A 21361-nucleotide genomic window follows, 5' to 3' on the forward strand; every position below is an offset into this window, starting at 1 on the left:
ACCGGACATGCACCCCGACAACCTGCTGACCGACAACCTGCTGACCGACAACCCGGAGCTCTACGAGGCCCGCTTCCCCGACACCGAACGGCTCGCCGGCCGCTGGGCCGAGGACTGCCTGCGCCGGCACCGCGCGGGCAGCCGCGTCCTGGACCTCGGCTGCGGCACCGGACGCGACGCCGCGTCTCTGCACCGGGCGGGCCGCACCGTCGTCGGGGCGGACCTCTCCGCCGCGATGCTCGCCCACGCCCGCACCCACCACCCCGGACCGGCCTACGTCCACGCCGACCTGCGCGACTTCGCCCTCGACCAAGGCCCCTTCGACGCCGTCGTGTGCCTGGACAGCGCCCTGCTCTACTGCCACACCAACGCCGAACTCGACGGCTTCCTCGCCTCCTGCCGACGTGGCCTCACACCCGGCGGGCTGCTCGTGGCCGAGATGCGCAACGGCGCCTTCTTCCTCGGCCGCACGGAACTGCTCGACGCCCCGGCCGTCCACGACTTCACCTGGCGCGGCACCACCTACACCTCCACCACCACGCTGTCCGTCGACCGCGCCGCCCAACTCCTGCGCCGCACCCGCATCTGGACCGCCGACGACGGCTCCCCGCCCCACGCGCAGCGCTCCGCATGGCGGCTGCTCTTCCCCCAGGAGCTGCGGTACGCCCTCGCCGCGCACGGCTTCGAGGTCCTCGAACTCCACGACGGGCCGGGGCCGCGCACCGACCCGGCCTGGCACGAAGGCGCCGCGCCCGGCGCATCCGCCGACGGGGACCGGCTGCACCTCGTCGCCCGGCTCGCCCGGCACGACTGACGCCCGCCCCACCTCCCGCCACCCACCCGCGCACAGCAAGGAAACCGCCATGTACGAAGGTCCCGTCCACGACCCACGCTTCCCCGGCCTGCGCCGCCGAGGCTTCCTCGCCGCGGCCGGCGGGGCGGCCGGCCTCGGCGCGCTCGCCCTCGCCGGCTGCACGGGCCCCGGCGAGGGCGCCGCTGAGGGCGGCGGCAAGCCCCGGCGCGGCGGGAAGCTGCGCGCCGCCTTCGCGGGCGGCGGCGCGAGCGAGACCCTCGACCCGCATCTGGCCAACCTCTTCGCCGACGCCGCCCGCGCCAAGGCCCTCTTCGACAAGCTCGCCGACTTCGGCGCCGACCTCGCCGCCGAGCCGCGGCTGGCCGCCTCCTGGGAGCCGAACGCCGCCCTGGACCGCTGGACGGTGCGGCTGCGCAAGGCGACCTTCCACAACGGCGAACCGGTCACCGCCCGCGATGTCCTCTACAGCTTCCGCCGGATCGCCGACCCCAAGAAGGCATTCCGGGCCAAGGCGTCACTGGAGCCCCTCGACCTCAAGGCGAGCCGGGCCGCCGACGAGCGCACCGTCGAGTTCGCACTGAAGCGCCCGACCGCCGATTTCCCCAACCTCCTGGCCGCGTTCGGCGCGTATATCGTCCCCGACGGCGCGACGGACTTCGACACGAAGCCGGTCGGCAGCGGCCCGTTCCGCTTCGTCTCCTTCACGCCCGGCCGCTCCGCCGTCTTCCGGCGCAACGACGACTACTGGGACGGCGCGCCCTACCTGGACCAGCTGGAATTCCTGGTCGCCAACGAGGAGTCCGCACGCCTCAACTCCCTGCTGGGCGGCCAGGTCGAATACGCCCACGAGCTGACACCGACGACCGCCCGCGCCCACGAGGGCAAGGGACAGATCGAGATCGTCCGGCTGCGCAACAGCGCGATGCAGGCGTTCGCGATGAAGACCGACCGCCCGCCGTTCGACGACAAGCGGGTGCGCGAGGCGTTCTTCCTCCTCGCCGACCGCAGGGAACTGGTCGACGGCGCGCTCTCCGGCGCCGGCGAGATCGGCAACGACCTGTTCGGCAAGGGCTACGAGTACTACGCCGACGGTCTGCCGCAGCGCGAGCAGGACCTCGACCGGGCCCGCCACCTGCTGAAGAAGGCCGGCGCCGACGGGCTGCGGGTCACCCTCGACACCTCGCCCGTCGCCGCCGGGTTCACCGAGTCCGCCGCCATCTTCCGGGACCAGGCCGCCAAGGCCGGCGTGCGGGTGAAGGTGGCGATGGGCAGCAAGGACAGCTACTGGCAGGACACCCTCGACTCCGGAACGCTGTGCTGCTACCGCTCCGGCGCGATGCCCATCGAGTCGCACTTCTCCCAGCGCCTGCTGTCCGGCTCCACCACCAACGCCACCAAGTGGCACCACAAGGACTTCGACGCGCTCTACCAGCAGGCCCAGTCCACCCGGAACAAGGAGGACCGGGCCGCCGTGTACGCCCGCATGCAGCGCCGGCTGCACGCCGAGGGCGGCTTCCTGGTCTGGGGCTTCGCCGACTGGATCCTGGGCACCGCCCGCACGGTCCGCGGCGTGGCGCACCGGGCCCCCGCCAACACGCTCGACTGGGCCCGCTTCGACAAGGTGTGGCTCGCGTGACCGGTCTGCGGTCATGGCTGGTCCGGCGGCTGCTGCTCGGTGCCGGACAGACCGTCGCCGTCGTGCTGCTCGTCTTCGCCCTCACCGAGGCGCTGCCCGGCGACGCCGCGGTGGTGCTCGCCGGTGACCAGCCCGACCCCGGGCGGATCGCGGCCATCCGGGAGACCCTGCACCTCGACCGGCCCGCCCACGAACGCCTCGCGGCCTGGACGGCCGGGCTGCTGCACGGCGACCTCGGCACCTCACTGGCCTCGGGCCGCCCGGTCAGCTCCTACCTCGCCGACGGCTTCGGACCGACCCTGCTGCTCGCCGCGCTCACCCTGCTCCTGTTGGTGCCGCTGGCCGGCGGCCTCGGCGTGCTGGCCGCCCGCCACGAAGGACGGCTCGTGGACCGCCTCATCAGCTCGGTGACCCTGGGGGTGTACGCGGTACCGGAGTTCGCCTTCGGGGTGCTGCTGGTGACGGTCTTCGCGCTGCGCCTGGGCTGGCTGCCGCCGACCGCCGTCGGCTACGGCGACGATCTGCTCGCCCATCCCGCGGCGCTGGTGCTGCCCGTAGTGGTGCTGCTGTCCCGCCCGGTGTGCTCGCTGGCGCGGCTGGTCCGCGCCGGCATGATCGAGGCGCTGGCCTCGCCGTACGTCGCACAGGCCCGCCGCTACGGCATCCCCGGCGCGCGCCTCCGCTATGCGCACGCCCTCCCCAACGCCCTTGCGCCCGCCGCCCAGCAGCTCGCCCGCACGGTCGACTGGCTGCTGTGCGGTGTCATCGTCGTGGAGGCCCTGTTCGTGATCCCCGGACTCGGAACGGTCCTGATGAATGCCGTCGCGGAACGCGATGTCCCCGTCATCCAGGGCCTGGCCGTCGTCTTCGGCTGCACCGCCGTCGTCCTCAACCTCGGTGCGGACCTTGCCACTTACCGCCTGGTGCCCCGAACGGGGGTGGCGGCATGAATCCCCGTACGGCCCCCGGCCCGCGCCGCTTCACCCTCGCCCTGCTGATCATCACCGTCCCGCTGCTCATCGCCCTGCTCGGGCCGCTGTTCGCCGGGGAGCCGGGACCACGGGCCGCCTCCTTCACCCTCGGCGGCGGGCACTGGGCCGGCACCGACTTCGTCGGCCGGGACGTCTGGCGGCAGGTACTGCTCGGCGGCCGCCCGGTGCTCCTGACCGCCCTCGCGGCGACCGCGCTGGCCTATACGGTGGCGATCCCGCTGGGCCTCATCGCGGCGCTGACCCACCGCGGTTGGCTGGAGGAGCTGGTGATGCGGCCGCTGGACGTGCTGCTCGCCGTGCCGTCGCTGCTGTTCCTGCTGCTGGTGGCGGCGGTCCTGACGCCCGATGCCGGTGGCCTGGCGCTCCTGGTGGCACTGGTCAACATCCCCGACGCCGCGCGAGCGGTCCGGGCCGCCACCGCCGAAGCGGCCGCCCGGCCCGCGGTCGAGGCACTGCGGATGCAGGGCGAGACCTGGTGGCGGACGGCCATCGGCTACGTCGGCCGGTCGGCCCTGCGCACCCTCGCCGCCGACGCCGGGGTCCGGCTGACCGGCGTGCTGTACCTGGTCGCCACGGCCGCCTTCCTCGGCGTCGGCGCCGAACCGGACGCCGCCGACTGGGCGGTGATGGTCGACCGCAACCGGACGGGCATGTTCATCCAGCCCTGGGCCGTCGTGCTCCCCGCCGTGCTGATCATGGCGTTGACCATGGGCACCAACCTGCTCTTCGACGCCGCCCTCACCCGGCGCGACCGCAGGCCGGGACGGGACCGCCGTGGCCGGAGGCCGGGACGGGGCCCTCGTAGCCGGGGGCTCGCGCAGGACGGTCGCGACGAAGGGCTCGCGCAGGGCCGTCGCGACCAGGGGCCCGCGCATGACCGTCGCGGCCAAGAGCCCGCGCATGACCGTCGCGACGAAGGGTCCGCGCAGGACCCTCGTAGCCGGGGGCCCGCACCAGACCCTCGCGACCAAGAGCCCGCGCCGGACCGAGCACCGAGGCCCGGCCGCACCGCCGCCCCTCCGCCCACCGACGGCCCGCCCCGCGCGCCCGGACGAGACGAGAAGAGCCACCCGTGCATCTGAACGAGGCCGCTGAGGTCCAGGACCTCCGCGTCGACATCGACGGCCGGGCCCTCGTCGACGGAGTGAGCCTGCGGGTGCCACCCGGCCGGATCACCGCCCTGATCGGCGCCTCCGGCAGCGGCAAGACCACCACCGGACTCGCCCTGCTCCACGAGTATCCGCCCGGTGCCACGGTGACCGGCGAGGTCCGCGTCCCCCACCCCCTCGTCGGCTACGTACCGCAGCACCCCGCCACCGTCCTCAACCCCGCCCGGCCGGTCGCCGCCCTCCTCCAGGACATCGCGCGCACCCAGGTACGCCATCTGCCCCGCCGCGCCCGCTGCGCCGCGATCCGGCAGCGCATCCTGCACGCGCTCGCACAGGCCCGGCTCCACGACGGCGAAACCCTGCTGCACCGCTACCCCCACCAGCTCTCCGGCGGCCAACAGCAGCGCGTCGTCCTGGCCCAGGCCCTGCTGACCGGCGCCGGCCTCCTCGTCGCGGACGAACCGACCACCGGCCAGGACGCGGTGACGAAGCAGCAGGTCGCCGAGCAGCTGGCCGCAGTGGCCCGGGAGGGCATCGCGGTACTGCTCCTGAGCCACGACCTGGAGGTCGTCCGCACCCTGGCCGACCACGTCCATGTCCTGCGCGCCGGCCGCATCGTCGAATCCGGCACCCCGGAACAGCTCTGGAGCGGCCCCCAGCACTCCTGGACCCGGGCACTCCTCACCCCCGCCGCCTCCACCGAGCCGCCGCGGAGCCCGCTCGCCCCGACCCCCACGGACGCCGGCAGCCGGGCCGACGAAACCGCCCCCGCCCCGGCTGCCGCCAAGGCGGTGCTCCAGGTCCGGAACCTCACCGCCCGCCACGGCAGGTCCACCGTCCTGCGCACCCCCGAACTGCTGCTCCCGCCCGGCTGTTCGGCCCTTGTGGGCCGCTCCGGCAGCGGCAAGACCACCCTCGCCCGCTGTCTCGCCGGTCTCCACCGCAGCTACGACGGCGAGATCCTGCTGGACGGTGTCGCGCTGCCCCGCAGCCTCCGCTACCGCACCCGCGACCAACTGGCCGCCGTCCAGTACGTCTTCCAGGACGCCCGGGCCGCCTTCGACGAACACCGCCCGGTCCTCGACCAGGTGGCACGCACCGCCGTCCGGCTGCGCGCGGTCCCGCGGTCCGATGCCCTGACCGAGGCCGAGCGCACCTTGAGCACCCTGGGGCTGCCCGGTGACCTCATACGCCGCCGGCCCACGGAGCTCTCCGGCGGTGAACTCCAGCGCGTCGCCCTGGCCCGCGCCCTGCTGGCCCGCCCCCGGGTCCTGATCTGCGATGAGATCACCTCCGGCCAGGACGCGGTCACCCGCCGCAGCCTGTGCACGCTCCTCGCCGACCTCGTACGGACCCACCCGGACCTGTCCCTGGTCCTCATCACCCATGACCGCGACACCGCGACCCTGGCCACCCGTATCGCCGTACTCGACGACGGCCACCTCGTCGAACAGGGCCCGGCCGGCCAACTGCTCACCGCCCCCCAACACCCCCTCACCGCCGCCTTGCTGCAACCGGCACCCGATGTCGGGGTTCACGTCCCCATGAGGGCCTGACGGAGCGTGCCATCAAACGCCTGGGGGGGCCGCCGCCGAGAGGAGCCGCACCACCGGCTCCCCGCCGCCTACACCCCGCTGGGAACGTCCACCAGCCGCATCGGCAGCGACTTCAGCCCGTGAATGAAGTTCGATACCAGCCGCTGCGGCGGACCGGCAACCGCCAGAGCGGGCAGCAGACGGCACGTCTCCTCGTACAGCACCCGCAGTTGCAGCCGGGCGAGGTGGGCGCCCAGGCAGACATGCGGCCCGTCGCCGAAGGAGACATGGGGATTGGCGGACCGGGCCAGGTCCAGGCGGTGCGGGTCGGCGAAGACCCGCTCGTCGTAATTCGCCGAACCGTGGAAGACCACCACCTTGTCACCGGCGCGAAGGGTGCGGCCGGCCAGTTCGGTGTCGCGGGCCGCGGTACGGCGGAAGCTGAGCACCGGCGGATGCCAGCGCAGCAGCTCCTCCACAGCTGCCGCCGTCCCCACGGCGCCCGCGCGCAGCCGGCGGTACGCGTCCGGGTGCCGGGCCAGTGCCAGCAGTCCGCCGGGAGCCGCGCTGCGCACCGTGTCATTGCCCGCGATGGTCAGCAGGAAGAAGAACATCTCCAGCTCGGGCGTGGCCAGTTCCGGGTCCGAGGCGAGCACCGTCATCACATCGTCGCCCGGACACCGGCGCTTGTGGGCGGCCAGGTCCCGTGCGAAGCCGAACATGTCCTGGAGCAGCGCCGGGGAGCGCGGGTTGGCGGGCCGCCCGTCCGGGCCCGCGGTGGCCGGGCCGGCCTCGTCCGGGTCCTGGTAGCCGATGACCCGCCGGGTCCAGTCCAGGAGCAGCCCGCGCTCAGCGGCCGGCACCCCGAGCAGATCCGCGAGGTTGAGCAGCGCGAAGTCGTCGGTGACGGCGGTGACGAGGTCACCCACCCCGTCCCCGGCGCGCGCTGCGGCGACCGCTTCCGAAAGCAGCGCACGGGCCCGCTCGCGGATGACGGCGCCGAAGCGGTCGACCTGGCGAGGGGTGAAGGCCCGGCTGACCGAGCGGCGCAGCCGGCCGTGGTCCGGGGGATCCTGATTGAGCATCATGCGGCGGATGAACGGCAGGTCGGCAGGGTCGGGATCGCGGATCTGGGTGGCGCCCAGGTGCGAGGAGAAGGTGCCGGCGTCCTTCAGGACCCGTACGACGTCCTGATGGCGGGTGACCGCCCAGAAGCCCGGCCCGGCGGGCCAGCCGAGCACCTCGGGCTCCTCCTGCCAGGCCACCGGATACCGGTCGCGCAAGAGCCGGTACGCCGCGTGCGGCAGCCCGTCGGCATAGCCGCGCGGATCGAAGACGTCCGGCACTTCCCGGTCCGCGCCGTCGGCTGCGGATGCCGTCATCCCGCCGCCGCTCCGTCATCGTCGGCGCGCAGGAAGTCCTCCACGGCCCGGATCAGTTCGAGCGGTGTCTCGTCCATGGCGTAATGCCCCGCCGAGGGCAGCTCGACCAGCTCACTGCGGGTGTACCACCGCAGCCAGGTCTGCCGGGTCAGCTCCGCGTTGAGCGCGGGATCCAGCGTGCCGGTCACCGCCAGCGCGGGCACCGCCGACCCCTCGACCTCCGCGACGAACCCCTCCCCGGACCAGGAGTCCAGCCAGGAACGGAACGCCTTCGGATCGCTGCACTCCAGCGACCGCCGCACCATCCGGTCCAGCCAGGCGGCGGGCCGCCGCCCGCCCGTGGTGAAGTCGAGGATGGCCCGCCGGCTCCCCGGGGCGTGGGCAGCGGAGGAGAACAGCTCCCACTGCTCCGGCGGCAGCGGCAGCCCGGAGGCGGGGACCGGAGAGATGCCGACCATCCGGCGCACCCGGCGCGGCGCCGCGGCCAGCACCCGCTGGACGACGCTCGCCCCCATCGAATGGCCGATCACCGAGAACCGCTCCCAGCCCAGCCGGTTGGCGAGCGCCAGCACATCGGCCGCCCCCTCACCGGTGGTGTACGCGCCGGCCGCGTCCTTCGCCTCGCCATAGCCACGGAGATCGACCAGGGTGTACTGGAACGCGTCCTGGTCCAGATCCGGCCGGACCGGGTCGAAGGCCGTCCGGTCGGCGAACCATCCGTGCACGGCGATGACCTTGTGCGATCCCGAGCCGTGCAAGGCATGGGGCAGTACGAAGGAAGCCACGCTCACTCCAACCGTGTGACGGAACCTGCCGGCCGCGCAGGCCAACTACCCAGTGCGACCACAGTGTCCTTAACCTCCCTGCCCTGCAAGGGCGCCACGGGCCTGGTGGGCGGGGAGGAGACAGGTTCACCGGGCGCATCAGCCCGCGTAGCCCTCCTGGTCCTCGCCGTCTTCGTCCTCCTCCTCGTCGTACCAGCCTTCGACCATCCCGACGAGCCGTTCGTCCATCGGATTGCCCACCTCGTCGTCCTCGGCGAGCAGGCGGCGCAGCGTGTTCAGCGGGTACCAGTGCTCACCGGGACCGGCCGCGGGTGCGCCCACGCAGGGGGTGTCCAGGAGTCCCGGCGCTTCTGTCTCGCCGTAGAACGGCGGTACTTCGCCCGTGTCGAAGTCCGGCTCGAACTTCCATACCCACCCCTTGCGGCGGCACAAGACTTCGCCGATGTACCACACGGAGCCTTGGATGAAGAGGGTGCGGCGCTGCTGCGTGATCTCCTCCGTCTCGGTGTACGACTCCCTCACCAGGTCTTCCAGCGCGTCCAGGGAGGCATTGGAGAAGTCGAACGGGGTGACGCCGCCGGCTTCGTGGGCCCAGCGTTCGAAGCCGGTCTGTCGTTCGGTCAGCCATGCCAGGAGATCGGGATGACGGGTCGAGTCGTAGCTATCAGGGGGAGCAGACATGCCGGGAACCGTACCGAAGCCGATCCCTTGGCAGCTTGGCTCCGCACGCACAGATCCTTTGCAGGGACCGGGCCGGTGTCGGCCGGTTGTCGGCCGTGGACGGTGACCTGTCGGTGAGCTGTCGGGGGCTGCCGGGACATTGGAGCTGTGGGCGCCGGTCATCAACGGGGCCGGCCACCAGCACCGGAGTGTCCCGGCTTACGGGAGCGGCGCTTCCGGCGTGACCTGCCGGGTGTCCGTCCGGCGGTGCACGATCTGGAAGGAAGCTCCATGACCACTGACGTGACGATCATCGGCGCCGGGCTCGGCGGCCTCACGCTCGCCCGCGTCCTGCATGTCCACGGAATACCGGCCACGGTCTACGAGGCGGAGCCCTCCCCGGCTGCGCGTTCGCAGGGCGGGATGCTCGACATCCATGACTACAACGGTCAACTCGCCCTTGCGGAAGCCGATTTGATGGACGAGTTCCGCGGCCTCATCCTGGAGGGCCGCCAGGCAATGCGGGTCCTCGACCCGGACGGAACGGTCCAGTTCGAGCAAGCCGATGACGGCACGGGTGGACGCCCCGAGGTGCAGCGCGGCGAGCTGCGACAGGTGCTCCTCGACGCGCTCCCGGCCGGCACCGTCCGGTGGGGCCACAAGGCCAGCGGCGTCCGCGCCCTCGGCGGGGGCCGCCACGAGGTGACGTTCGCAGGCGGCGGAACCGTCGTCACGAGCATGCTGGTCGGCGCGGACGGCGCGTGGTCACGGGTCCGGCCGCTGCTGTCCGCCGCCACACCCGAGTACCTCGGCAGGTCGGTCGTCGAGACCTACCTGTTCGACGCCGACACCCGGCACCCCGCCGCCGCGAAGGCGGTCGGCGGCGGGTCGATGATCGCGCCCACGCCGGGCCGGGAGATCTTCGCGCACCGGGAAAAGGGCGACACCCTGCACGCCTACGTGGGGCTGTCCGGGCCGCAGGACTGGTTCGGCGCCATCGATTTCACCGATGCCGCCGCGGCCACCGCGCGGATCGCGCAGGAATTCGCCGGCTGGGCGCCGGAGCTCACCGCGCTGATCACGGACGCCGACATCCCACCGGTCCTGCGCCCCCTCTACGCTCTGCCGGCCGGGCACCGGTGGGGCCGGGTGCCGGGGGTGACCCTGCTCGGCGATGCCGCCCACCTCGCGGCCCCGAACGGCGAAGGCGCCAACCTGGCCATGCTCGACGGTGCCGAACTCGGCAAGACCCTCGCCGCGCGCCCGTACGACATCGACGCCGCGCTCGCCGAGTACGAGCAGGCCATGTACACCCGCAGCACCGAGGCTGTCACTTTCGAAGGCGCCGAGGCCCACGGGCTCGACTCCGAAAACAACACAGCCCAAGGTCTGATCGCCGCGTTCACCGGACACGAGCAGGCCCAATAGGGCATTCGCCCAGGCGTGCGCCGTAGTCGTGCGGGCCTCGGGCGTCGATGAACCGGCCAGGACCCCGAACCGCGCCCGCCCGGGGCGTCGGCCGGGGGCGCGCCCGCCGCGCGTATGTATCGGATGATCGACAGGGTATGCCACCGGCGCATTCGGACCGCAGCGGCGCGCGCCCGGCCGGAGGGGGGAATCTGTCCCTTAAACCTCCGCTTCGGCTGTCGCGTTTTCCCTCACCACTCGTTGTCGCTCACGTGATTCCCTGCACCAGCCCGACCTCGGGCATCAACAGCACCAAGAGACCGCAGAGCGTCAGCTGGGCCGGACGTATCGCCCTGATCGAACCCGCCCCCAGGTGGGCCCGCTACGCCCGCTATCTCGCGCCCCATTGGAAGGGCATGGCGCGCCTCGACAGCGCCAATGGCATCGGCGCCCTCCCGGCCGCGCTGCTGCTTCTGCTCGCCGGGGCCCTGCTGTTCGGCGCCGGGGGAGCGGGGGCGGCCCTGGCGGTACGAGCCGTCTGCGGCGAGACCCATCTGCTCGGCTTCTGGCTGGCCTTCGACGCCGCCACCGCCCTCGTCCTGGCCACCTCGTATTGGCTGGTGAGCCGCTACGGCCTGCGGTTCTACGACACCGACCCCGCCGACAACGAGATCTGGCGTCTGGTCACCGTCGCCAACACGGCCTGGCGCGCCCTTCCCCGCCCCCACCGCCGTATCCACCAGCCCCGACTGCGCGCCGCCAATACGGCCGCCCGTCTGCTGCTCACCGACCACACCGATACCCGCACCCGCCAGGCCCTGGCCACGCACACCGAACTGCTGCGTCAGCTGTCCGTCGCCGTGCTGCCGGACGCCCCGCCGCACGACCAGGCGGAGGAAGCCCTCACCGCCGCCCTCGCGCATCTGACGGACGAATGCCAGAACCTCCGGGACAGCGCCGCCCCCACCTCACCCACGCCCCTCCCGTCGCTCACCGCCGCCCGGGCATAACGGGCCCGCACCACCGGCCTCGCCCGGCGCCCCTGTCCCTCCCCACGGCGTGCCCGCGCTCTGCCTATCCACCACCACTGAACAGCAGCGCTGCCGGGTCACACCGTGCCGTGGGGCGGACCCGGGTACAGGGGGCCCTGACACCCCGGCCGTGACACCCGGCCCTGACACCCCGGCCGCGTCACTCCCGCACAAGCGCCTCAAGACTGCGCTGGAGATAGCGGCGTTCCGCCGTGTTGTCGGTGCGGGCGAGGGCCTGCTCGTACGCCTGGGCCGCCTCGGCGTCGCGGCCGAGGCGGCGGAGCAGATCGGCGCGGATGGCGTGGAAGACGTGGTAACGGTCGAGGGGGAGACTGTCGACGAGGGCGAGCCCCGCCTCCGGTCCCTCGACCTCGGCCACCGCGACGGCGCGGTTCAGGGCCACGACCGGGCAGCATGAGGGCGAGCAGCCCCACCGGCTCCGGCTCGTCGGGCAGCAACTCGGCCAGGAGCCGTCCGAGCCGGATCGCCTCCCGGCAGAGGTCTTCGCGGACCAGGACGGCGACCGCGCGCCCGTACTCCTCGCGGAACACGCGCCCGACCTCGGCCGCGGTCGCCTCCGGCATACCGGAAGCCACCCGCAGGAGCCGTGCTGAAGCGGCCTGACCTCGATGGGGAGGGTGGTGGCGCGGGCGAGCTTGCGGCCCCATGCGAGCGCGGCGTCGAGGTCGGGCGCCTGGATGACGGTGAACCCGCCGATGTGCTCCTTGCCCTCGACGTAGGGGCCGTCGGTCGTGAGCACCTGGTTGTCCTTCTGCCGCACCACGGTCGCCGTGCTCGGCGGGTGCAGACCTCCGGCGAACACCCAGGCGCCGGCCGCTCGGAGCTCGGCGTTCAGGGCCTCGACGTTCCGCATGACCGGCTCCAGGACCTCCGGCGCCGGCGGGGGCCCGTCCGGCTGGTAGATGCTGAGCAGGTAGTGCGTCATGGTGGGCCTCCTCGGCCGTCGCCTCGCCGGCGCCGGGCCGGCCTCTCACCCTCTATACGAACGGCCCCCTCCCGAATCGACACCGTGACACGACCGGTCGCAGATTTCCTGGCCCGGCCGGGCCGACCCGGTTCGCCGCGGGGCGGCGGAGGCGTTCTCGGCAGGTGCGCCGGCCGCCTGCTCCATTGGGGGAATGCCCGCCCGCACACGTTCGAAGACCGCTTCGCGGTGATACCACCTCTGGGTATGCGCCGAGCGTGCGCACCAGCTCGCGCGCGGCAGTCGTCCCCCTTCCGGCGCTGGTCACGGGAGGGGCGGGAGGCGGTGACGGCCAAGTGCGGAACCGGTCCGGCGGGGAGCGCGAGCGTTCCCCCGACGCCCACGGGAACCGGCCCCGGCGGCCCCGGGGCACCGCGCGGCGTACCGCCCGCGGGGTCCGGGCCCTGGGCGTGCGCCGGGCGAGGGGAGGTGCGCCGGACCGCGGCCCGGGGGAGGGCGCCGAGGTCTCGCCGACACTACGGGTGGTGGCCGGGTACGCCTGGCGCCTGATCATTGTGGGGGCGGCCGCCTACGCGATCTTCGCGGCGCTGGGCCGCTTCCATCTGGTGACGCTGGCCGTCTTCCTGGCCCTGGTGCTGACCGCCCTCCTGGAGCCGGCGGTCAGTCTGCTGAGCCGCTGGATGCCACGCTCGGCGGCGGTCGCGCTCGGCCTCGTGGTCGGCATCCTGCTGCTCTTCACCGTGCTCAGCCTGATCGGGGCGACCGTCGCCGGTGAGTGGGACGGACTGCGCCGGGAGTTCGTCGGCGGCGTGCAGCGCATCGAGCGCTGGCTCGAAGGGCCGCCGGTCCATCTGCGTCCGGGGACGCTCTCCGATCTCCAGGCCCGGATCTCGCGCTTCGTGACCAGCCATCGCGCCACCCTGATCAGCACCGCACTCAGCGGCGTCGGCCAGGTCGTGGCCGTCCTGACCGTGGGAGTACTGGCACTCTTCTGCTCGATTTTCTTTCTGCATTCGGGCGACCGGATGTGGGAATGGTTCGGCGGCCAGCTGCCGGTGGGCGGGCGGCATCCCGTGCATGCCGCCGGGTGCGCGGCATGGATCACCTTCACCGGCTACACCCGGGGCATCGTGGTGGTGGCCGCCATCAACGCCGTTCTCGTAGGAGCGGGACTCTTCGCGCTGGGGATTCCCCTCGCCCTTCCCCTGGCGGTGCTGGAATTCTTCGCCGCGTTCATCCCGCTGGTGGGCTCGCCCGTGGCACTGGCCATCGCCGCCGTGGTGGCGCTGGCCGCGAAGGGACCGGTGGTGGCCGCCGTCGTCGTGCTGCTGATCGTGGTCATCGGACAGATCGAAGGCCATGTGCTGCACCCCCTCGTGATGAGCAAGGCGGTCCGGCTGCACCCGGTGGTGGTGGCCCTCACCGTCATCTGCGGCAGCGTCACCGCGGGAGTGCTCGGCGCGGTGGTCGCCGTCCCGATGGTCTCGGTGGCCTGGTCCGTCTACGGCGTCCTGCGGAGGCCACCCGCCCCGGTCTCCCCGGGGCGCTGAACGGGGATCCGCTCCCCGGGTGAGGCGAGCGCCGGGCCCGGGACGCTCCCCGGGCGGGCCAGGCCGCGGTGCCGCGCGCGGGCGTCCACCTGGACGAAGGCGCGGGCGACCGCGGACAGCCGGGCCACTTCCTTCGCGAAGTCGTCGTGCGGGGTGTGGGGGAACGAGGCCGACGACGCGGGCGGTGCCGGCGGGCCGCTCCGCCTCGCCTGCAAGGCGGTGTGGAGCAGCAGCGCCTCACCCGTCGGCGAGCCGGGCTCGACCGTCAGGCGCAGCGCCTCGGCCCGGCGGCGCACGGCGTCGGTATCGGCGTACGGACGCAGGGCGAGTTGTCCGTCGCGGATCTCGATGACGGCGCGGTAGAGGCAGTAGCCGATGTCGCGCGGCGGCAGTGGACCGCGGCGGCGGAACGGCGGCGGGTCCAGGGTGATGGCGGGTACCGCTTCGGACACCGCGTGCCACAGCGGACGCAGCCGACGGTGGGCCCGGTACTGCGCCGGCCACCGGTACGCGGCGGACAGGTGGACACCCCAGGCCGGCAGCGTCCAGCCGATGATCTGGAGGAGCGAGCCGACATCACCGGAGAGCCAGCCGACCGGGTCGAACGCGTCCATGTCCAGGCCGAGGCCGCGGCCGGTCAGGGTGGTGAGGCGACAGCCGCAGTAGAGCAGGACCAGCGAGGCGCCGAGGCTCATGACGATCATCCCGCGCCGCAGCCAGGAGCGTTGGGCGAGCCCCACGAAGCGCAGCGAGAGCCGGAGCGCCTCGATCTGCCCGATGGCGCAGAGGGAGACGTACAGGCCCATGTGGATGGCGTAGTGCGGTTCCGTCTGGTACATGACGGAGACGGTCTGGGCGCTCCCGTAGTGCTTCAGGGGATCGAGCAGGAAGAAGACCGTGACCACCACGATCAGCGCGGCACTGCACACCTGTATCCGGCGACGGGACTCGGCGTGCGCCCTGTCCGGCGGGTCTGCCCAGTGGACCAGGGCCACCTGCTGGGCGGCGGTCAGCACGATCACCGCGGCCTGGGACAGGACGGTGGTGATGTTCGGGTAGCGCAGGACGCCCGAGAGGACGGTGCGGAAGGGTTCGAGGTCGACGAGGAAGCTGAGGGCGGACGTGAGGAAGTAGACGCAGAGGGCCACCAGCGCGGGGTCATTGCCCGTGCGCCGTGCGGCCGGAAGCTTGTAGCAGAACGCCATCAGCGCGCTGACGCCGGTGATCCAGGCGACGACGGTGAAGAGCATGCGTCAGACCGGGCCCCGGCCGGTACGGCCGAGGGAGTGTTCAAGGCGCGCGAGGAGGCCGGCGGCCTCCGGGGCCGTGCGCTCCGGCCGCACCGGTGGTCTGCGCGAGGCGGCCATCAACAACAGCGAGGCCATGGTCTCCGCCTCACGCTCCTGATGGTCGGCGTAGGTGGAGCGCGCCAGCGTGCGACGGACCAGCGACGGGTCGAGGTCGGGGAAGAGCCGGTACAGATCGGAGGGATCGCCGTCCAGATGTGAGCCGTGGTGGTCGTGGACGATATGCGCGAGTTCATGGGCGACGATGTGGTGCTGATGAAGGCGGGTGGTGCGGCTCTCGTACGCGATGACGTCCGCGGTGGCGGTGGCGAGCCAGAGCCCGTAGAGACTGCCCGCGCCGAGCTCCAGCGGAGTGAGCACGATCGGGCGGCCACGGCGCTCGCCCAGTCGTTCCGCCACCATGGGAATGGTGAATTCCGGCGGTAGGCCCAAGTCGTCGATGAAGTCCTGGCAGGCGTGGCGCTGGCGTTTCAGGTGCCGTGCTGAAAGGGCGCCGACGCGCTTGGCTGAAGGGCGCATGCTCACCGTTCCTCGCGCTGTCCGGGGTCGCTCTGGCGGCTCGTGCACAAGCTGAGGCGCGGAGGTCTACGGAGCACCGGTGCCCGGTGCGCGCTCGCGCGCCGCATCCGGGTCCCGGGGCAGGCCCTCCAGTTCGCGCACCCGCTCGATCACCTCACGGATGGACTCCAGGCTCGCCGGCGAGAGACCGGCCGCCCGCAGCGCCACGGAGTGCACCCCGCTGTCGTGCAGCGCGGTCAGCAGTCCGAGCTGCGCGTCGACCTGCGCGGTGACCTGGTCGTCGAAGAAGTAGGCCGGCGGCACACCGAAGAGCTTCGCGAGCGCCTCGAGATGCCGGAGCGTGGGATTGTCCCGCTGCCCTCGGCGCAGCAGCCAGATGTAGCTGCCGGAGATCGGTACTCCCGATGCGGTCAGGAGCCGCGCCGCTTCCTCGCTGTTGTACGGGCCGCGCCCCGTCGGCGAGACCGTCTCGAAGAGGTGGTTGAGCTTGTCGGCGAGCGAGCGGCCGCCCGGCGTACTCGACTTGTCCACGTGTGGCCTCCCGTTCCGGGCATCAATCTAACGCCACCGCGCACTCCTGGTCGAACGCCGTCTCGGCTGAACGCCCAGGCACAGACGCTGCGTTGACACCTCGTACATGGCTGCCTAGCGTGGCAGCCTTGTGTGATCTCGACTCATGTTGGATCGATCCCCCTGGCGACCCTTCACCAGTCGGGCACCGGACCCGTCCGCGGGCCGGGGTGCCCGCGCTCCGTTCGCCGCTGCCCGGACCCGGCCGGACCGTGGTGCCGGCCGGGCGTGGACCGGAGTGGCAGGAAGCGGGGTCGGCCGCGGCAAGAGGACAAGACGAAAGGGTGTGACGGCAGTTGGAGCGGTTACCAGTCGCGGCGGACGGTGCCGGGCACGAGGCGGGCGGCTGCGGCCGCGACGGGGGAGCGGCGGGCCTACAGGGGCACCGGACCTGGGAGGGGCAGGAGCCCACCCTGGTCGCCCTCGCGCTGCTGCGACCGTCCGACTCGCCCAGGACGGCCGGCGAGGACTCCCGGCATGTACAGGTGCTGGCCGAGTCGGAGACGCCCCTGCCGCCGATCGTCGTCCACCGGCCCACGATGCGGGTGATCGACGGGATGCACCGGCTGCGGGTCGCCGAACTGCGCGGTGAGACGCACGCCAAGGTCCTGTTCTTCGACGGAAGCGAGCCGGACGCCTTCGTCCTCGCCGTACGGCTCAACGCCACCCATGGCCTCCCGCTCTCGCGCGCCGACCGGGCGCAGGCCGCCGACCGCGTGATCCGCAGCCACCCCCAGTGGTCGGACCGGCTCATCGCCGCGGCCACCGGACTCGGCACGCGCACGGTCAGCGCGATCCGGAAGCGTTCAACTGAGAACGGGCGGCAGTTGAACACCCGGATCGGGCGCGACGGGCGTTCCCGGCCCCTGAGCGCGGCCGAGGGGCGGCGCCGGGCCGGCGAACTGATGGCCCGTCGGCCCGAGGCATCGCTGCGCGAGATCTCCGAGGCGGCCGGCATCGCCCTGGCCACCACCCGCGACGTCCGCGAACGCCTCCGTCTCGGCCAGGATCCCGTCCCGCCCAAGCTGCGGGCGGCGGAACTGAAGCAGACGAGTCCGGCCGGCACGGGAGCGGGCGGGGGCCGGAAGGGCGGGGCGGTCACGGTGCGCACCGCGGAGCCGGCGGCGGAGCCGGCGACGGCGCCCCGGTCCGGGACGCATCCCGCCCTCGACATCCTGCGCCGGGACCCCTCGCTGCGGTTCACGGAGGTGGGCCGGCGGCTGATGTTCCTGCTGAGCCTGCACTCCATCAACGCGCCGGAGTGGCAGCGGCTGGTGGACGCCGTCCCCGCCCACTGTTCGCGTTCGGTGGCGCAGGTGGCGCGCCAGTGCGCGGAGGAGTGGCTGTGGTTCGCGGACCGGATCGAGAACAACGGGCGGATGGCGGGCTGACCCGGGCGGCGGGCCGGCCGGCCCGGGAACGGCGGGGAAACACCAAGACGGAGGAGTTTTCGGTGCACAGCAGGGTGGGGAAGTCGGCGGCGACCTGCCGCTTGAAGTGCGGACAGGCGTGTGCGGGGCAGGCGCCCAACACGTCGGGCAATGTCTACTTCGGGGAGGTGCTGCGGCAGGTGGTCTCCCGCCGGTGGTCCCTGAAAGCGGGCACCGTGACGGCCGGGGCGCTGGCTGCCGCCCCGCTGACCGGGACGCCGCGTGCGGCCGCCGCCGGACCGGAGGCCGCCGGACCGGCGGCGGAGGGCCCGGCGGCCGAGGGCACGGCCTTCACCCCGGTGCCGACCGACACCGGGGACCGGGTGGTCGTCCCCGAGGGGTACCGGCACGAGGTCCTCATCCGCTGGGGCGACCCCGTCCTGCGGGACGCCCCGCCCTTCGACTTCGACCGGCAGACCGCGGCCGCCCAGGCCCGCCAGTTCGGCGTCAACAACGACTTCTGCGCACTGCTGCCGCTGCGCGGACACGACCGGTGGCTCATGGTCAGCAATCACGAGTACGCCAGTGAGCCGCTGATGTTCGGCCACTGGGACCCGGACCGGCCCACCGAGGAGCAGGTCCGCACGGCCTGGGAGGCCCACGGACTCTCGGTGGTCCTGCTGGAGCGGGCGCCCGGCGAGGCGGTGCCGCGGGTGCGGACCGATGCGCGCTGGAACCGCCGGATCACCCTCACCACCCCCTGCGAGGTGCGTGGTCCGGCCGCGGGCTCCCGCTATCTGCGTACCTCCGCCGATCCGGAGGGCGTACGGGTCCTGGGCACGATGGCCAACTGCTCGGGGGGAAAGACCCCATGGGGCACCGTGCTGTCGGGGGAGGAGAACGTCCATGTGCCGTTCGCGCACGCCGATGCCGCCCCCACCGCGCAGGAGCGGGCGGCGCTGCGCCGCTACGGCTTCGCGCCGGGACCGTCGCTGCGCAAATGGGAGCGCCACGACCGGCGGTTCGACCTCGGGCGGGAGCCCAACGAGGCCAACCGCTTCGGCTGGATCGTGGAGATCGACCCCTACGACCCGCACTCGACACCCGTCAAACACACCGCGCTGGGGCGTTTCAAGCACGAGGCGGCCAATATCGTCGTCGCGCCCGACGGCCGGGTGACGGCTTACATGGGCGACGACGAACGCTTCGAGTACCTCTACAAGTTCGTCTCCGACCGCCGGATGCGGACCGGCGGTTCGGCGGCGGACCGGGAGCACAACACGACCCTGCTGGATTCCGGCACGCTCTACGCGGCACGGTTCAGCGGCGACAGCCCGGCGGGAGAGACCGACGGTTCCGGACGGCTGCCGGCGGACGGCGAGTTCGACGGGTCGGGGCGCTGGCTGCCGCTCGCCCACAACAGCCGCAGCTTCGTCGACGGCATGACCGCCGAGGAGGTGTACGTCTTCACCCGGCAGGCCGCGGACCGGGCCGGTGCCACCGCCATGGACCGCCCGGAGGACGTCCAGCCGCACCCGGAGACCGGCCGGGTCTACGCCGCACTCACCAACAACGACTACCGGGGCGCGGCCGGTGCGCCCGCCCCGGACGAGGCCAACCCGCGCGCCACCAACCGCGACGGCCACGTCCTGGAGCTGGAGGAACACGGCGGTGACGCGACCGCCGAGCGGTTCCGCTGGCGGCTGATGCTGGTGTGCGGCGACCCGGCCGCGCCCGGCACGTACTACGCCGGATACGACAAGAGCAGGGTCAGCGCCCTCTCCTGCCCGGACAACATCGCCTTCGACCGGCACGGCAACCTCTGGCTGACGACGGACAACTCCGGGCGTCTGGGCAACGACGGGCTCTACGTGGTGCCCACCGAGGGGCCGGAACGCGGCAGGGTGAAGCGCTTCATGACGATCCCCGTCGGGGCCGAGGCATGCGGGCCGGTGATCGAGGACGACTTCGTGCTGCTGTCCGTGCAGCACCCCGGCGAGGTGGAGGGCGCCGACGCGCAGCACCCCGCCTCGCACTGGCCGGACGGCGGAACCAGCCGGCCCCGGGCCGCGGTCGTGGCCGTATGGCGTCCGGACGGCGGCGGCATAGGAATGTCCGGGCCTTCCGGGGCGTAACACATACGGTTCAGGAATCCTGGCCTGCGGTTTTCGGGGTGCATTCTTTCTTCCTTCCCCTGGGCAAAGCGCGGCGCATATAGTCCCCCTCGTGCAATATCCGGGTCCCCTTGGGGCGGTACGGAGTATTCGCCCCGGACGTAGGCAGGTGGCGTGCAGCAATCCGTCAATTTCTCTCCGGCAGCGGATTTCTACGACAAGACGCGAGGAGGTGAACAGCGTGGGCGCCGTATCGCTCCGGCAATTGCGGAACGCACGGACCCCGGCAAGCTCCTCCTCGACGCGGGGATGGGCACCGGTGTGGTGGCCCTCGCTCTGAAGGAAAGTGGCCGCTCCGTCGTGGGGATCGATCTCTCCCACGCGATGCTCACCAAAGCGGTCGCCCGGATCGGGCCCGCGGTGGCCAACGCCTCGCTCACCCAACTCCCCTTCGGCGACGTGAGCTTCGACCAGGCGTACAGCGTCTGGGTGCTGCATGTCGTCGGGGACCAGCGCCGGGGCCTCGCCGAGGTCGCCCGGGTGCTCCGGCCGGGCGGGCGCTATGTCGTCGTCCCCGGCATGATCCTCTTCGACGACCAGCCGGTCAGCCGCATCATGGAGGAGATCCAGCGGCGCACCTCCGAGGCCGACGACCGGGCCGAGCGGATCGTCCCGATCGCCGAGCAGGTGGGCCTGAAGGCCGTGGAGATCGGCGAGCTGGAGGCGGCGGTGCACGAGCACACCCCCGCCCAGATCGCCGACGGTCTCGAACAGCGCATGCTCTTCCACCTCTGGGCGGTGGACGACGCGGTCTTCGACGAGAAGGTGGCACCCCTGGTGCGGGAGCTGCGGGCGCTGCCCGAGCCGGATGCCCCGGTCGTCCGCCGCACCCGCCGGCAGATCGTCGTCTTCGAGAAGCAGGGGTGACCATGGCCGCGGACGAACCCCTCGATCTCGCGGCCGAGCTGGCCGGCACCGGACTGATCGCGATGATCACCGAACCGGATGCGCCCGGTGTCCCGGACGTGGTGCGGGAGTTGGGCGCCGCCGGGCTGCGCGCGGTGGAGCTCACCCTCACCACCCCCACGGCGCTGGACGCCGTGACCCGCGCCGTCGCCACCGGTGCCACCCTCGTGGGGGCCGGCACCGTGCGCGACCGCGCCACCGCCCGGGCGGCGGTGGAGGCCGGTGCCCACTATCTGCTGACCCCGGGAGTCCTCCCCGAAGTCCTCGACGAGGCCGGGCGGCTGGGCGTACCCGTGGTCTGCGGGGCCTTCACCACCACCGAGGTCATGGACGCCTGGCGACTGGGCGCCGCGCTGGTCAAGCTCTTTCCGGCCCGGCTCGGCGGACCCGCGTACACCGCCTCGCTGTGCATGGCCTTCCCCGACATCCCGATCGTGCCCACGGGCGGGATCACCGCGGCCGACCTGCCCGACCACTTCCGGGCGGGCGCCCACGCGGCCGCGCTGGGCCGGCCGCTGATCGGTGACGCCCTGCACGGCGGGGACCTGGCCGAGGTGCGGCCCCGTACCGCCGAACTGCTGGCTGCCGTCAGGGCGGTACGCGCCCGCTGACCGCGCGGTACGCGCCCGGCGCCGCGCGACCGGCCGGCCGAGCGCGCCCCGCCCGTC

The 21361-nt window shown here is 72.9% G+C and carries 17 protein-coding genes and 3 pseudogenes; 12 read left to right on the forward strand and 8 right to left on the reverse strand.

Going from position 1 to position 21361, the window contains the following annotated elements; translation table 11 throughout:
* Nucleotides 1-7: 7 nt before the first annotated feature.
* The 5 genes and pseudogenes from ACFWJW_RS02060 (at nucleotide 8) to ACFWJW_RS02080 (ending at nucleotide 6107) form a co-directional block, all read left to right on the forward strand.
* Nucleotides 8-814 (forward strand): class I SAM-dependent DNA methyltransferase, encoded by an 807-nt coding sequence (locus ACFWJW_RS02060; RefSeq protein ID WP_387233547.1) that lies wholly within the window; start codon nucleotides 8-10, stop codon nucleotides 812-814.
* A gap of 49 nt (nucleotides 815-863) precedes the next feature.
* Entirely contained in the window at nucleotides 864-2450 is a 1587-nt protein-coding gene (locus ACFWJW_RS02065; RefSeq protein WP_387233550.1) for an ABC transporter substrate-binding protein, read from the forward strand.
* Nucleotides 2447-3400 carry an ABC transporter permease gene (locus ACFWJW_RS02070; protein WP_387233552.1) on the forward strand — a complete coding sequence of 318 codons (954 nt, stop codon included), beginning with the start codon at nucleotides 2447-2449 and terminating at the stop codon, nucleotides 3398-3400. Before ACFWJW_RS02065 ends, ACFWJW_RS02070 begins: the two co-directional genes overlap by 4 nt.
* Nucleotides 3397-4227: pseudogene (locus ACFWJW_RS02075) on the forward strand (ABC transporter permease); the annotation flags it as partial. The gene ACFWJW_RS02070 and the pseudogene ACFWJW_RS02075, both read left to right, overlap by 4 nt.
* Nucleotides 4228-4514: 287 nt before the next feature.
* Entirely contained in the window at nucleotides 4515-6107 is a 1593-nt protein-coding gene (locus ACFWJW_RS02080; protein ID WP_387233554.1) for an ABC transporter ATP-binding protein, read from the forward strand.
* A gap of 68 nt (nucleotides 6108-6175) precedes the next feature.
* On the opposite strand, the gene ACFWJW_RS02085 is transcribed toward ACFWJW_RS02080, so the two are convergent.
* The 3 genes from ACFWJW_RS02085 to ACFWJW_RS02095 all read right to left on the reverse strand — a co-directional run bounded on the left by ACFWJW_RS02085 (nucleotide 6176) and on the right by ACFWJW_RS02095 (nucleotide 8934).
* Entirely contained in the window at nucleotides 6176-7468 is a 1293-nt protein-coding gene (locus tag ACFWJW_RS02085) for a cytochrome P450 (protein WP_387233557.1), read from the reverse strand.
* Nucleotides 7465-8253, reverse strand: a complete 789-nt coding sequence (locus ACFWJW_RS02090; protein WP_387233560.1) for an alpha/beta fold hydrolase — start codon at nucleotides 8251-8253, stop codon at nucleotides 7465-7467. Before ACFWJW_RS02090 ends, ACFWJW_RS02085 begins: the two co-directional genes overlap by 4 nt.
* 138 nt (nucleotides 8254-8391) lie before the next feature.
* Nucleotides 8392-8934 carry a hypothetical protein gene (locus ACFWJW_RS02095; protein ID WP_387233563.1) on the reverse strand — a complete coding sequence of 181 codons (543 nt, stop codon included), beginning with the start codon at nucleotides 8932-8934 and terminating at the stop codon, nucleotides 8392-8394.
* Between the two features lie 270 nt (nucleotides 8935-9204).
* Between ACFWJW_RS02095 and ACFWJW_RS02100 the strand changes: the two genes are divergently transcribed.
* Nucleotides 9205-10341: an FAD-dependent oxidoreductase gene (locus tag ACFWJW_RS02100; RefSeq protein WP_387233566.1), complete on the forward strand. Its 1137-nt coding sequence runs from the start codon at nucleotides 9205-9207 to the stop codon at nucleotides 10339-10341.
* 251 nt (nucleotides 10342-10592) lie between these two features.
* On the forward strand, nucleotides 10593-11330 hold the full coding sequence (locus ACFWJW_RS02105; protein ID WP_387233569.1) for a hypothetical protein: 738 nt from the start codon (nucleotides 10593-10595) through the stop codon (nucleotides 11328-11330).
* Between the two features lie 181 nt (nucleotides 11331-11511).
* Here the strand turns inward: ACFWJW_RS02105 and ACFWJW_RS02110 are convergent.
* Both ACFWJW_RS02110 and ACFWJW_RS02115 read right to left on the reverse strand, forming a co-directional pair.
* Nucleotides 11512-11869, reverse strand: a pseudogene (locus ACFWJW_RS02110) (DUF6596 domain-containing protein); the annotation flags it as partial.
* Between the two features lie 83 nt (nucleotides 11870-11952).
* Nucleotides 11953-12297: pseudogene (locus ACFWJW_RS02115) on the reverse strand (YciI family protein); the annotation flags it as partial.
* Nucleotides 12298-12818: 521 nt separating this feature from the next.
* Here ACFWJW_RS02115 and ACFWJW_RS02120 point away from each other — a divergent pair.
* A complete protein-coding gene (locus ACFWJW_RS02120) occupies nucleotides 12819-13847 on the forward strand; it encodes an AI-2E family transporter (RefSeq protein ID WP_387234347.1) in 1029 nt (342 codons plus the stop codon).
* Here the strand turns inward: ACFWJW_RS02120 and ACFWJW_RS02125 are convergent.
* From ACFWJW_RS02125 to ACFWJW_RS02135, 3 genes are all read right to left on the reverse strand, one after another.
* On the reverse strand, nucleotides 13799-15097 hold the full coding sequence (locus tag ACFWJW_RS02125; protein ID WP_387233572.1) for an MAB_1171c family putative transporter: 1299 nt from the start codon (nucleotides 15095-15097) through the stop codon (nucleotides 13799-13801). The genes ACFWJW_RS02120 and ACFWJW_RS02125 overlap by 49 nt on opposite strands.
* A gap of 3 nt (nucleotides 15098-15100) precedes the next feature.
* Nucleotides 15101-15673, reverse strand: a complete 573-nt coding sequence (locus ACFWJW_RS02130; protein ID WP_387233575.1) for an ImmA/IrrE family metallo-endopeptidase — start codon at nucleotides 15671-15673, stop codon at nucleotides 15101-15103.
* Nucleotides 15674-15739: 66 nt separating this feature from the next.
* Nucleotides 15740-16204 carry a helix-turn-helix domain-containing protein gene (locus ACFWJW_RS02135; RefSeq protein ID WP_387233578.1) on the reverse strand — a complete coding sequence of 155 codons (465 nt, stop codon included), beginning with the start codon at nucleotides 16202-16204 and terminating at the stop codon, nucleotides 15740-15742.
* 335 nt (nucleotides 16205-16539) lie between these two features.
* Here ACFWJW_RS02135 and ACFWJW_RS02140 point away from each other — a divergent pair, with 335 nt between their 5' ends.
* The 4 genes from ACFWJW_RS02140 (at nucleotide 16540) to ACFWJW_RS02155 (ending at nucleotide 21304) form a co-directional block, all read left to right on the forward strand.
* On the forward strand, nucleotides 16540-17634 hold the full coding sequence (locus ACFWJW_RS02140; RefSeq protein WP_387233581.1) for a ParB/RepB/Spo0J family partition protein: 1095 nt from the start codon (nucleotides 16540-16542) through the stop codon (nucleotides 17632-17634).
* 62 nt (nucleotides 17635-17696) lie between these two features.
* Complete coding sequence (locus ACFWJW_RS02145) at nucleotides 17697-19748, forward strand: PhoX family protein (protein WP_387233584.1); 2052 nt, start codon at nucleotides 17697-17699, stop codon at nucleotides 19746-19748.
* A 153-nt stretch (nucleotides 19749-19901) separates the two neighbouring features.
* Nucleotides 19902-20654, forward strand: coding sequence for a class I SAM-dependent methyltransferase (locus ACFWJW_RS02150; protein WP_387233586.1), 753 nt, complete (start codon nucleotides 19902-19904; stop codon nucleotides 20652-20654).
* Nucleotides 20655-20656: 2 nt separating this feature from the next.
* Nucleotides 20657-21304: a bifunctional 4-hydroxy-2-oxoglutarate aldolase/2-dehydro-3-deoxy-phosphogluconate aldolase gene (locus ACFWJW_RS02155; RefSeq protein WP_387233589.1), complete on the forward strand. Its 648-nt coding sequence runs from the start codon at nucleotides 20657-20659 to the stop codon at nucleotides 21302-21304.
* Nucleotides 21305-21361 lie beyond the last annotated feature (57 nt).

This window comes from Streptomyces sp. NPDC127097, from assembly GCF_042724075.1.
In the GTDB taxonomy this organism is placed as follows: domain Bacteria; phylum Actinomycetota; class Actinomycetes; order Streptomycetales; family Streptomycetaceae; genus Streptomyces.

What these genes read in the sequence shown, in the direction of transcription:
- ACFWJW_RS02125 (WP_387233572.1), bottom strand. Translation starts at nt 15,097, where the DNA reads ATGCTCTTCACCGTCGTCGCCTGGATCACCGGCGTCAGCGCGCTGATG.
- ACFWJW_RS02100 (WP_387233566.1), top strand. Translation starts at nt 9,205, where the DNA reads ATGACCACTGACGTGACGATCATCGGCGCCGGGCTCGGCGGCCTCACG.
- ACFWJW_RS02095 (WP_387233563.1), bottom strand. Translation starts at nt 8,934, where the DNA reads ATGTCTGCTCCCCCTGATAGCTACGACTCGACCCGTCATCCCGATCTC.
- ACFWJW_RS02085 (WP_387233557.1), bottom strand. Translation starts at nt 7,468, where the DNA reads ATGACGGCATCCGCAGCCGACGGCGCGGACCGGGAAGTGCCGGACGTC.
- ACFWJW_RS02155 (WP_387233589.1), top strand. Translation starts at nt 20,657, where the DNA reads ATGGCCGCGGACGAACCCCTCGATCTCGCGGCCGAGCTGGCCGGCACC.
- ACFWJW_RS02130 (WP_387233575.1), bottom strand. Translation starts at nt 15,673, where the DNA reads ATGCGCCCTTCAGCCAAGCGCGTCGGCGCCCTTTCAGCACGGCACCTG.
- ACFWJW_RS02065 (WP_387233550.1), top strand. Translation starts at nt 864, where the DNA reads ATGTACGAAGGTCCCGTCCACGACCCACGCTTCCCCGGCCTGCGCCGC.
- ACFWJW_RS02060 (WP_387233547.1), top strand. Translation starts at nt 8, where the DNA reads ATGCACCCCGACAACCTGCTGACCGACAACCTGCTGACCGACAACCCG.